Here is a 12317-nt window from a genome sequence, read left to right on the forward strand (position 1 = left end):
AAACTGCCTAGGAATGCAGCGAATATCGTGAGATTCCCCACCTGAGCCAATTTTTTATAGCATTCACACTGGCGCTGTCTTACTCTCACTGGGTATAGATGAACAATAAAAGGAAGCGTGAATGACGGCACAACAGCCTGTCAATCAACAAGATTTTGCGCTTGTTGAGCAGTTCTTAGATGCAATGTGGATGGAGCGCGGTCTGTCAGAGAATACGCTGGCTTCGTACCGAAATGACTTAATGAAGCTTCTCACTTGGATGGAGCATCATCGTTACCGCCTCGATTTCATCAGTTTGTCTGGACTTCAAGAATACCAAACGTATCTGGTGGATTTGGATTACAAGCAGACGTCACGTGCTCGTATGCTGTCAGCCATTCGCCGTTTGTTTCAGTATCTTCACCGCGAAAAAGTGCGTGCCGATGACCCAAGTGCCTTGTTGGTCAGCCCGAAATTGCCACAACGCTTACCGAAAGACATCAGTGAAGAGCAAGTGGACGCACTTTTGGACGCGCCAGATCCGAATGATCCGGTAGAGCTGCGCGATAAAGCCATGCTTGAGTTGTTGTATGCGACTGGGTTGCGTGTGACAGAACTCGTCAGCCTGACGATGGAAAACATCAGTTTACGTCAGGGCGTCGTGCGTGTGACGGGTAAAGGTGGCAAGGAACGTTTGGTGCCGATGGGGGAGAATGCGATCGATTGGATTGAAACATTCATCCAGCAAGGTCGCCCTGCATTATTGGGAGAAACGTCTTCCGATGTGGTATTCCCAAGTAAACGAGCACGCCAAATGACTCGTCAGACGTTTTGGCATCGTATCAAATACTATGCTGTCATTGCTGGTATCGATACCGACCAGCTGTCGCCGCACGTTTTACGCCACGCGTTTGCAACGCATTTATTGAACTATGGCGCAGATCTCAGGGTCGTACAGATGCTGCTAGGGCATAGTGACTTATCGACCACGCAAATTTATACTCACGTGGCGACTGAACGATTGAAGCAGATCCACAGTCAACACCACCCAAGAGCATAATGATGGCTTGCTTCATCCTTCTTGATTGGATGAAAAGAATTTATTTAAAGGTGACTTTAATGAGCGTATTACGCCGACTAACTCTGCTGACTTTACCATTCTTTATTACCGCGTGTGGTGCGGAAGAAAGTCAGGCAAAAACCGAAACTCCTGCACAACAGGCTGCGCCAACTGCGCAACAACACTTTGATGAAGCGGCGCTAAAAGCGAAGTTCTCGAAACTAGGTCTGTCTATTATTGATATTCAACCTTCAGACGTGGCGGGCTTGCTAGAAATTCAAACCAATGGCGGCATATTGTTTGCGTCAAACAATGGCGATCACTTTATTGCAGGTACGCTATACGCGATTGATGACAACGGTGGTTACAAAGACGTACTTGCAGAACGCCAAGCGCCTTTGAATGCTGAGAAAATTGCTAAGTTTGCAGACAGCATGATCGAATACAAAGCGGACAACGAAAAGTACGTGGTGACGGTATTTACTGACATCACTTGTGGCTACTGTGTTCGTCTGCATAACCAAATGCAGGGCTACAATGATCTAGGTATTACTGTGCGTTACATGGCATACCCTCGCCAAGGTGCGACAGGGCCTGTTGCTGAGCAAATGGCAACGATTTGGTGTGCAGAAGATCCAAAAGCGGCGATGCATAACGCGAAAGTGAGCCGCACTTTCGACAATCCAGCGAAAGATCTTGAGCAATGTAAAGAGACCATTCAAGCGCACTACAACGTTGGTCGTCAGTTAGGTATTTCAGGTACGCCTGCAATCTTCCTTCCAAACGGTGAGATGGTTGGTGGGTACTTACCGCCAGCTGAACTACTGAAACGTTTAGAGCAACTGTAATCCTTTAAGGAGCAGAGCCGACGCAATAGTCGGCTCTTTTCAAGCATGATAGAAATTCAACGACGTCCCGAACCGGATCTTTCCCTTCTCCCAGATTCCATTCCTCCGATCTTAAAACGCATTTACATCAATCGCGGTATTACTGACATCGCGCAGCTAGAAACCTCTGCTCGTGGATTGCATTCGTACCAAAAGCTTGGCGGCATTGAGCAGGCGGTTGAGTTATTGTTCCAAGCGATTCAAGAGCAAAAACGCATCATCGTGGTGGGTGACTTTGACGCAGATGGCGCAACGAGTTCTGCTCTTTCTGTATTGGCATTGCGTATGCTTGGCAGCAATAACGTCGATTACTTGGTGCCGAACCGCTTTGAAGATGGCTACGGTTTGAGCCCAGAGGTGGTCGATCAAGCATTGGAACTTGGCGCAGAAATGATCATGACGGTCGACAATGGCGTATCGTCGATTGAAGGTGTGCGCTACGCCAAAGAGAATGGCATTACCGTATTGGTGACAGACCACCATTTGCCAGGACAAGTTCTACCAGAAGTGGATGCGATGGTGAACCCAAACCTCGACAGTTGTGCGTTTCCTTCTAAAGCGTTGGCTGGCGTTGGTGTGGCGTTCTACCTGATGATGGCGTTGTGCGTCCACATGCGAAAACACAATTGGTTTGCTCAGCAAGGCATGCAAGAGCCGAAACTGATGGAGCTGATCGACCTTGTCGCACTGGGCACTGTTGCTGATGTTGTGCCGCTTGATGAGAACAACCGAATTCTGGTGCATCAAGGTTTGCAGCGCATTCGTGCGGGGAAAGCGCGCCCAGGTATTCAGGCACTGATTGAAGTGGCGAAACGCGATGCGCGACGTTTGGTGGCATCGGACTTCGGCTTTGCATTGGGGCCGCGTATTAATGCCGCTGGCCGTTTAGACGACATGTCTTTTGGTGTTGAGCTGCTGATGTGTAACAACATCCACGCTGCACGTCGCATGGCCAGTGAGCTTGATGGGCTCAATCAGACTCGTAAAGAGATTGAAGAAGGCATGAAGCAAGAAGCGATGGCGTTTTGTGAACGTTTGCAGTTTGGCGAAAACAGCGAACTGCCATACGGTTTATCGCTGTTCCAACGCGATTGGCACCAAGGTGTGATTGGTATTCTCGCTTCGCGTATCAAAGAGAAATACCATCGCCCAGTCATTGCCTTTGCTGACGGTGGTGAAGGGACGATCAAGGGTTCTTGTCGTTCGATTCCTGGATTACACATGCGTGATGCGTTGGACTTCATCGATACGCAAAATCCAGGTTTGATCATCAAGTTTGGCGGTCACGCGATGGCGGCAGGCTTAACCATCAAAGAGCAAGATTTTGAGCGTTTCAGTCGTTTATTCGATGAAGTGGTGAAAAAAGAGCTCGACGAAGCGGCTCTAAAAGGCGTGATTCTTACTGATGGCGAGTTAAAACCGGAAGAGTTTTCTATGCACATTGCGGAGCAGTTGCGCGCTGGTGGGCCATTCGGACAAGCTTTTCCTGAGCCAATCTTTGATGGTGAGTTTAAGGTGTTGCACCAAAAATTGGTGGGAGAAAAACATCTTAAACTGATGTTGGAGCCTTTATACAAAGGGCATCCGACCAATGTGATGATTGATGGAATTGCATTTAACGTCGATTTACGCCGTTGGCCTGACGCATCGGTCAAAACTGTACGTTTGGCTTACAAGCTGGATGTGAATGAATTTCGTGGTAACCAATCATTGCAACTGATGATTGACCACATCGAAGCCAAGTAATACCTAAGCTTTTCTTAAATATAGAGTACGGTTGCCCTTAAGCGGGTGTAAAATTTTATGACTGTGCTCTCTCTAATCGTAATCTGATTTCTCAGCCGAAATTTTCCTGTATCTCCGTCACATTTTTCAGTAGAATTTCTCGGTTAAATTCTATTCTAAAATGTTGAGCAAACATGTTTGAAATCAATCCCATTAAAAACCGTCTTCAGGACGTGTCTGAGCGCACGAATGTCCTGAGGGGGTATCTTTGACTATGACGCGAAGAAAGAGCGTCTAGAAGAAGTCAACGCAGAACTTGAACAGCCAGATGTATGGAACGAGCCTGAACGTGCACAAGCACTAGGTAAAGAACGTGCATCACTTGAAGCCGTAGTTGAAACTATTGATCAACTAGAGCAAGGTGTAGAAGATGTTGATGGTCTTCTTGAACTGGCTGTTGAAGAACAAGACCAAGAAACGTTTGATGAAATCGAACCAGAACTTGCAGAGTTGGAAGAGAAGCTTGCGCAGCTAGAATTCCGCCGCATGTTCTCTGGTGACCACGATAGCTCTGATTGCTACATTGACTTGCAAGCAGGTTCAGGTGGTACTGAGGCGCAAGACTGGACCAACATGATGTTACGCATGTACTTACGCTGGGCAGAAGCGAAAGGCTTCAAGGCGGAAGTAATCGAAGTATCTGAAGGTGAGGTTGCGGGTCTTAAATCTGCAACGGTTCGTATCTCTGGTGATTACGCTTACGGTTGGCTACGTACAGAAACTGGTGTTCACCGTTTAGTACGTAAATCGCCATTCGATTCAGGCGGCCGTCGTCATACGTCTTTTGCGTCTGCGTTCATCTACCCAGAGATTGATGAAAACATTGCTATCGACATTAACCCTGCTGATCTACGTATCGACGTTTACCGTGCGTCAGGTGCGGGTGGTCAGCACGTCAACACCACTGAATCTGCGGTACGTATTACGCACGTGCCAACGAATACTGTGGTGCAGTGTCAAAACGACCGTTCTCAACATAAGAACAAAGATCAGGCAATGAAACAGCTTCGAGCGAAGCTATTTGAGCTTGAATTGCAAAAGCAAAACGCGGAAAAACAAGCTAATGAAGACGCTAAGTCTGACATTGGCTGGGGTAGCCAGATCCGTTCTTACGTATTGGATGATTCACGCATTAAAGACCTCCGTACGGGCGTTGAAAACCGTAATACTCAAGCGGTTCTTGATGGCGATCTGGACAAATTTATTGAAGCTAGCCTGAAATCAGGCCTATAAAGCTTTTCACCGACAAAAACAGGATACATCGAAAATGACTGATGCTGTTCAAAACGAAACTGTACAAGAAGAAAACAAGCTGATTGCTGAGCGCCGCGCTAAACTGGACGAAATCCGAAAGAGCTGCAAAGCAAACGGCCACCCAAACGACTTCCGTCGTGACGCACTAGCGGGCGACCTTCAAAAAGAGTTCGGTGAAAAGACTAAGGAAGAGCTAGAAGAGCTTAACCACGTAGTAGCGATCGCTGGTCGTATTATGGCAAAACGTGGTCCATTCCTAGTAATTCAAGAAACATCTGGCCGTATCCAAGCTTACGCAGACAAAGAAGTTCAAAAAGAACTGAAAGAGAAATACCAAGGTCTTGATATCGGCGACATCATCGGTGTTAAAGGTGCGCTACACAAATCTGGTAAAGGCGACCTATACGTGAACATGGAAGAGTACGAGTTGCTAACAAAAGCACTTCGTCCACTTCCTGAGAAGTTCCACGGTCTGACTGACCAAGAAATGCGTTACCGTCAGCGTTACGTAGACCTAATCGTTAACGAAGATTCTCGTAATGCATTCGTTGTACGTTCTAAAGTTATGTCTGCAATTCGTAACTTCATGATCTCTAAACAGTTCATGGAAGTTGAAACGCCAATGATGCACGTGATCCCTGGTGGTGCAAGTGCTCGTCCATTCATTACGCATCACAACGCGCTAGACATGCCAATGTACCTGCGTATTGCGCCTGAGCTATACCTGAAGCGTCTAGTTGTTGGTGGCTTTGATCGCGTATTCGAAATCAACCGTAACTTCCGTAACGAAGGTCTTTCTCCACGTCACAACCCAGAATTCACAATGATGGAATTCTACATGGCGTACGCGGATTACAAAGATCTAATGGACTTCACTGAGGAACTACTAAGCTCTGTAGCACTAGAAGTTCTAGGTTCAACATCAATGCCTTACGGTGAAGATACTGTTGAGTTTGGCGGTAAGTACGCTCGCATGAGCATGTTTGAAGCAATCAAACACTACAACCCAGACCACGCTCAAATCCAAGCGCTAACGGAAGAAGATCTACAAAACCGCGAACTAATGGTTTCTATCGCGAAATCTGTTCACGTTGAAGTAGAACCTTTCTGGACTTGTGGTCAGCTTCTTGAAGAGATCTTCGGTGAAACTGCAGAACCTAAACTAATGCAGCCTACGTTCATCACTGGCTACCCAGCGGATATTTCTCCACTGGCACGTCGTAGCGATGACAACCCATTCTTCACAGACCGCTTTGAGTTCTTCATCGGTGGCCGTGAAGTAGCAAACGGCTTCTCAGAGCTTAACGATGCAGAAGACCAAGACGCGCGCTTTAAAGCACAGGTTGAAGCAAAAGAATCTGGTGATGACGAAGCGATGTTCTACGATGCAGACTACATCACTGCACTAGAACACGGTCTACCACCAACAGCAGGTCAAGGTATCGGTATCGACCGCCTAGTTATGCTGCTAACTAACACGCACACCATCCGTGACGTGATCTTGTTCCCTGCAATGCGCCCACAAGCGTAATTCTTTGCTGAACAATGACAAAAAAACCACCTTCGGGTGGTTTTTTTGTATCTTTAATTTCCTAAAATTCAATAGGTTGCATTTTGATTTTGATGGCATATGCAAATAAGTATTCGCCAAATCTCAATCTATTGCATAGTCTTAATATTGAGACAGACTTCGAGCGTCGTAGTCTCGATAATGTTACCCGTTCGCAAAGATGGGTTTGTGGCGCGAAATTTCTATCAACAAAAGAATAAGGGTTAGAGAATGGCTGGGCAGTTTAAGATGGATTCCATCCCGGGATCGCTTGTGGTAGTTGGCGGTACTTATGAGCCTTGGTTATCAGTACTGGAACAAGTTGGCTGGAAGTGTCACCAAGTAGGCGACTTACGCAAAGCTAACACGTTATTGGAAGATATTGGGCCTTGTATCGGTATCGTTGACCTGAGCCATGACGAGTTTAGCTTGAATGGTCTGGCAAACTTAGTGAGTTCTCATAAGCACGTGCGTTGGTTGGCGTTTATTCGTGAGTCTCAGCTCGGCACAGACACCATCTGCCAATTTATCGTTAACTTCTGTATCGACTTTTTTACTGCCCCAATCCCAGATGCCCAACTGTTGAGCACCATCGGCCACCAACTTGGTATGCTCAAGCTAGAGAAAAAAGTTTGGCCAAGCTTTGGCAATAGCCTCGATATGGGGCTGATTGGCGAATCTATCCCGATGAAGCGCTTACGCGATCAAGTTAAGCGAATTGGTCCTACGGACGTGAGTATTCTGATCTCTGGCGAGAGCGGTACTGGTAAAGAAGCGGTTGCTCGTGCAATTCACAAAGTATCTTCCCGTTCTCATAAGCCCTTTATGTCGATTAACTGCCGCGCTTTGAATGAGCAACGTTTCCAAGCGGAAGTCTTTGGTATTGCTGCGGATGCTGAGATGGGCCCAAGTCTGTTGGAGCAAGCAGATGGCGGTACTGTGTTGTTTAATGACATTCTGACCATTTCGAAAGACCAGCAAATGAACCTGTTAAGGTTTTTGCAAGAGGGCACGATTGAAACGCGCGAAGGTGTGAAGAATGTGAATGTGCGTATTCTTGCTGCTAACTCGTCAGACGTAGAAAAAGCCTTGATTGATGGCGACTTCAACGAAGAGTTGTACCATTACATCAATGTACTTCGTATCAACGTACCAAGCTTGAAAGAGCGCGCGAGTGACATTGCACTACTAGCTCGCTTCTATCTGCAAGAGTTCTCTAAAGAGTACAACTCTCAAGCAAAAAGTTTCTCAGAGGACGCTTTGAAAGCTCTGACTCGTTACTTCTGGCCTGGTAATGTTCGCGAGTTGATGAACCAAGTTAAGCGTGCGGTGTTGATGTCTGACAGCGTGATGATTGAAGAGCATCATCTCGATTTGCCGCAACGTAATGATTCAAAACGCAGTTTGAAATCAATTCGAGAAAAGAGTGAGCGTGATGCGTTATTGGTCGTGTTGGAATCGCACTCAGGTCAAGTTTCCAATGCGGCGAAAGAACTTGGTGTGTCGCGTGCAACTATGTATCGACTACTTAACAAGCACAACTTGATTTCCGATCAAGCGATGTAATTCAATGAGTGAATCGAATTGAAAGAGCGACCTTGCTGGTCGCTCTTTTTCGTTGTATACGTTCTGATTTATAAAACTCGAAGTTTTATATATTCCCTAGATGAATATGTTATATGAAAAAACATATGCAACTTATCTTCAGGGTATTGATTTGTTTTTTATCGAAAGCATAGAAATTGTTTGATATATATTCATCAACGCTTACAATTTAGCCATAACTCGTTGAGTTATATCACTTCACACACGGATTATTTTTTTAGCTAGGAGGCGCAAGATGAAACATTACGTTGTTAACACCACTGCTTGCGCTGATCGTATGTCTAAATCTCCGATAGCTTTTAAATCGGATATTAACGATACCACTGGCTCACAAGATAAAAATTAATCCGTAACCTAATTTATGTTTACTAGGCTGCGGAAAAGTAGCGGCTTAGTCTCAACAGATCTCTCTGTGTCTCTGCGTACTATTTTTCCCAGTCGATCATTTATCGTTTAATTGGAGAAAAATTATGCGTCACTCAATTTACTTAACATTGGCGACTTTGCTTATTAAAGCGGATTTAAAACGTGAAGAGAGAGAATGGCAACGTACCGTGCGCCGCAGTTCTCATGATGTTCCATGGACCAATGTTCATTTATTAAGGGATATTGGTTTAGATCGTGAAGGGCGAGTTACTCAAACCAGCGTGCCTGAAGCGGTTAAAGTTGAACGTCGAGTTCGTCATCTTCGTCGAGTGCTAACTGCGCGAATACCGACGTAATCTATAGCGTGTTGAGCTTCCAACATTACGCTTTAGTTAACCCTAAAAGCTCAACACGCTGTAAACGCATATCGAAATAGATTTGTTCTAAGTGCTATTAACAGGCTGACCTATGTGGTCAGCCTGTTTGCTTTTATGGACATGGGTTAGAGTAGGTAGTACCGATCGCTTGAATGTCTGTTAACAGCTCATCACTAAGCTTGATATCGATGCTGTCAATGTTGGCTTTAAGTTGATCAAGGTTGGTCGCACCGATGATATTGGAAGCGACAAATGGACGTTGATTGACGAACGCCAATGCCATTTGCGCAGGATCTAGGCCATGCTCACGTGCCAAGTTCACGTATGTTTCTGTCGCTTTGACGCCTTGAGGTGTGAAGTAACGAGCGAAACGCTCCCACTTAGTACAGCGTGCACCTTCTGGTTTTGCGCCATTTAAGTATTTACCACTCAAACAACCAAACGCCAGAGGTGAATACGCTAACAGTTGGACACCTTCATAATGGCTGATTTCAGACAAACCCACTTCGAAGCTGCGGTTGAGTAGATTGTATGGGTTTTGAATTGAAACGATACGCGGTAAATCATGCTTCTCAGCTAAACGAAGCAAAGACATCACCCCCCAAGGTGTTTCGTTAGATACGCCGATGTAACGCACTTTACCCATCTTAACCAGTTCAGTTAATGCTTCTAGGGTTTCAATTAACGTCACTTCTTCTTGCTTGTCTGGGTAAGGGTAGTTGAGTTGGCCAAAGCAGTTAGTTTGACGCTGTGGCCAGTGAAGTTGGTACAAATCTACGTAATCGGTTTGGAGTCGTTGAAGGCTAGAGTCGATGGCATCATGGATATTGCGACGATTTAAACTCATGTTTTCACGGATGTGAGGCACATTGCGCGGCCCTGCCACTTTTGTCGCTAGAACGACTTTTTCTCGCTTGCCGGATTTTGTCAGCCAGTTGCCGATGTATTGTTCTGTTAGGCCTTGTGTTTCTGCTTTTGGCGGAACAGGGTACATCTCTGCGGTATCAATGAAGTTCACCCCATGATCGACAGCAAAGTCGAGCTGCTCAAAAGCTTCCTGTTCGATATTTTGCTCACCAAAAGTCATAGTGCCGAGACAGATTTTACTGATCTCGAGTGATGAGTGCGGTAGTTTGGTGTATTGCATTTCACTTCCTTGAAAAATAGCCAACTGAATAGGTTATCCATCAATATATGGGATTTTTGGTCGCTATCGCAAATCATTTACGTATAAGCGCAAGTGTGGCTCGAAAGGTATTCATCCCCCAACTACACTAAAAAGATCTTGTGAAGGAGGTGCACTATGCAGAAGCATCAACTGGACATGTGGCTACATGGTCAACATAAAGACACCTATACGTTACCCAAAGTATTTGTCATTGGGTGTTCCGATGTCTCTGACTATTTGTTGGCTGTGGAATATAAGCACCAGCTCGAGCCGATTAAAGATGGAGAGGAACCGCTTCATTTTGGTTCCTTAGATTTGGTGAAAGAAGAGCTGCTCAGGTTAGGTATCGACAAAGCTTATTTGCGGTTACACAACGCTTACGATGAGTGCGGTAGTGAGGGTACTGCCTCTTACTGCGATATCGAATTATCGTTGGTTACCCATTAGAGTGAACAGATGAGTTACTCAGATTGCACATTGATATAGTGCTTCAGTAAGATCTGTTCGGTGAATTGTGTTCGTAGGTAAAAGCCTCGTGGTAGCGTCTTCATTGGTTTCCCGTTGGAGCTATAGGCTTCAGTTAGTGCTTTGGCATTAGCGGCCTTTGGGCGCAGGTGAAGCGCTTCGCCATGTCTGGCTGAAATTTGATCAAATTTGCCAAAGACGATCATTTCCATCAGTTCTTCCCAGTCATTTCGTAAGATCTGCTCTTCTTCTTTATCTGGCGACCAAATAAGAGGTGTCCCTACACGACGCTCGGCAAGGGGGATTTCTCGTTCACCTTCTACAGGAACCCACAATACGCGCGAGAGCTTATTGCGCACATGGCTGGTTTCCCATGTCAGTCCTTGAACACCAGTTAAGGGTGCAACGCATACAAATGTAGTTTCTAACGGTCGTCCGTTGTAGCCAATTGGAATGCTCTTTAACTCGATACCAAGTTTGGAAAAGTCTTGTTGAGGTTTGCTACCCGCAGGAGCGCCCAAATGCCATTCCAGCAATTGTCCCACCCAGCCTTTATCGCGTTTGAGGTTTTCTGGAACGATCATCTCTGCTTCGTCCGCTAATTCCGCAAAACTGAGTCCGGCAATATCGTGAGCGCGTTCCATTAACTCCGCTTCTGATTGTGGTTCTGGTTTCATAATAACTGCATGACAATGGAAAAATCCTAGTCTAACAAATTTCAACAAAATCTACTGTCCAAGATTTCATCGAGATGGATTAAGAATGATCAATTCATAACTTATCCACAGATATAGGTACATATAAGTGGATCTACTGATGGGCTGGATGAATAAACAGGGGTTTTGAAACGTTTTTAGGCTTGATTTTATGTAGATGTCATGAAGTTAGAGAATGAATGTGTGGATAAATAACCGATCGGTTGATCTTTGACCGATCTGAGTTTGGTGAAAAGATCATCAGAATTGACAAGATCGTTTTATCACCAGGTTTGTTTTTAAGTTTATATTTATCATTGAGTTATGATTGGTCGTTATTTTTATTGATGAGTAAGAGAATAATGTTTTTGATTGAAAATCGGAGTTGATATGGAATTCTTCACAAAGTTATTCACAGAAAAGGTGAATAAATGTGGGCAATGTCTCACTCTTGTGTTGATAAACTTTAATTTGATTAAAAGATATCCAATAACGGTGAAAAGGTAATAAATCTTGCTCATATCACATCAGTAAGTTTGCTAGTAATGGGGATATGTGGAAAAATCACGGTAATAAAAAATTATTCATAGAGGTTAGCCAGTGATAGATGGCGATGGTTACCGACTGAATGTTGGTATTGTGATATGTAATAACCATGGTCAGGTCTTCTGGGCTAAACGATACGGGCAACACTCATGGCAATTTCCACAAGGTGGGATTGACGAAGGTGAAACACCTGAACAGGCGATGTTCAGGGAGTTGTATGAAGAAGTCGGATTAACGAAAAAAGACGTTAAGATCATTGCAACAAGTCGTCATTGGTTAAGATATAAACTACCAAAGCGATTGGTGCGTTGGGACTCCAAGCCTGTTTGTATCGGCCAAAAACAGAAATGGTTTCTGCTGCGATTGGAATGCGATGAATCGCGCATCAATATGCAGCGCGGGAAATCCCCTGAATTTGATGGTTGGCGCTGGGTGAGCTATTGGTATCCAGTTAGGCAAGTTGTTTCTTTCAAGCGTGATGTTTATCGTCGAGCGATGAAAGAGTTTGCATCTTTAGCCATGCCTTTTCGAGAGAGAAAAGCGAAAGGGAAAAGAAAAAAGCAACAACGTAGAGGATAGTC

Annotated in this window: 11 protein-coding genes; 9 read left to right on the top strand and 2 right to left on the bottom strand. The window is 45.1% G+C overall.

Annotated features, from left to right (window positions below):
• The first annotated feature begins 121 nt into the window (after positions 1 to 121).
• The 7 genes from xerD (at position 122) to ACF8EG_RS24580 (ending at position 8841) form a co-directional block, all read left to right on the top strand.
• Entirely contained in the window at positions 122 to 1039 is a 918-nt protein-coding gene (gene xerD, locus ACF8EG_RS24550; protein ID WP_005459400.1) for a site-specific tyrosine recombinase XerD, read from the top strand.
• Between the two features lie 59 nt (positions 1040 to 1098).
• A complete protein-coding gene (gene dsbC, locus ACF8EG_RS24555; RefSeq protein WP_005497149.1) occupies positions 1099 to 1887 on the top strand; it encodes a bifunctional protein-disulfide isomerase/oxidoreductase DsbC in 789 nt (262 codons plus the stop codon).
• A 45-nt stretch (positions 1888 to 1932) separates the two neighbouring features.
• The gene (gene recJ / locus ACF8EG_RS24560) at positions 1933 to 3672 is read left to right on the top strand and encodes a single-stranded-DNA-specific exonuclease RecJ (protein WP_069505179.1); all 1740 of its coding nucleotides are present in this window, start codon (positions 1933 to 1935) and stop codon (positions 3670 to 3672) included.
• A 173-nt stretch (positions 3673 to 3845) separates the two neighbouring features.
• Positions 3846 to 4944 (top strand): peptide chain release factor 2 gene (prfB, locus tag ACF8EG_RS24565; RefSeq protein ID WP_097371395.1). Its coding sequence is split into 2 segments (ribosomal slippage): positions 3846 to 3920 and positions 3922 to 4944, totalling 1098 coding nucleotides; the frame shifts between segments, so codons are not numbered across the junction.
• Between the two features lie 34 nt (positions 4945 to 4978).
• Positions 4979 to 6496 (top strand): lysine--tRNA ligase, encoded by a 1518-nt coding sequence (gene lysS / locus ACF8EG_RS24570; RefSeq protein ID WP_005459407.1) that lies wholly within the window; start codon positions 4979 to 4981, stop codon positions 6494 to 6496.
• Positions 6497 to 6745: 249 nt separating this feature from the next.
• The gene (gene vpsR, locus ACF8EG_RS24575; protein ID WP_005459408.1) at positions 6746 to 8080 is read left to right on the top strand and encodes a cyclic-di-GMP-binding transcriptional regulator VpsR; all 1335 of its coding nucleotides are present in this window, start codon (positions 6746 to 6748) and stop codon (positions 8078 to 8080) included.
• Between the two features lie 509 nt (positions 8081 to 8589).
• Entirely contained in the window at positions 8590 to 8841 is a 252-nt protein-coding gene (locus ACF8EG_RS24580) for a hypothetical protein (protein WP_005459410.1), read from the top strand.
• Between the two features lie 133 nt (positions 8842 to 8974).
• On the opposite strand, the gene ACF8EG_RS24585 is transcribed toward ACF8EG_RS24580, so the two are convergent.
• Positions 8975 to 10009 (bottom strand): NADP(H)-dependent aldo-keto reductase, encoded by a 1035-nt coding sequence (locus tag ACF8EG_RS24585; RefSeq protein WP_069484739.1) that lies wholly within the window; start codon positions 10007 to 10009, stop codon positions 8975 to 8977.
• Positions 10010 to 10165: 156 nt separating this feature from the next.
• On the opposite strand from ACF8EG_RS24585, the gene ACF8EG_RS24590 reads away from it, so the two are divergent.
• Positions 10166 to 10477, top strand: a complete 312-nt coding sequence (locus ACF8EG_RS24590; protein WP_005481791.1) for a DUF6482 family protein — start codon at positions 10166 to 10168, stop codon at positions 10475 to 10477.
• A 14-nt stretch (positions 10478 to 10491) separates the two neighbouring features.
• On the opposite strand, the gene mutH is transcribed toward ACF8EG_RS24590, so the two are convergent.
• The gene (gene mutH / locus ACF8EG_RS24595) at positions 10492 to 11172 is read right to left on the bottom strand and encodes a DNA mismatch repair endonuclease MutH (protein WP_021450221.1); all 681 of its coding nucleotides are present in this window, start codon (positions 11170 to 11172) and stop codon (positions 10492 to 10494) included.
• A 618-nt stretch (positions 11173 to 11790) separates the two neighbouring features.
• Here mutH and rppH point away from each other — a divergent pair.
• Positions 11791 to 12315, top strand: a complete 525-nt coding sequence (rppH, locus tag ACF8EG_RS24600) for an RNA pyrophosphohydrolase (RefSeq protein ID WP_005457789.1) — start codon at positions 11791 to 11793, stop codon at positions 12313 to 12315.
• Positions 12316 to 12317 lie beyond the last annotated feature (2 nt).

The sequence above is a fragment of the Vibrio sp. YQ_11 genome (assembly GCF_043103065.1).
Taxonomy (GTDB): domain Bacteria; phylum Pseudomonadota; class Gammaproteobacteria; order Enterobacterales; family Vibrionaceae; genus Vibrio; species Vibrio parahaemolyticus.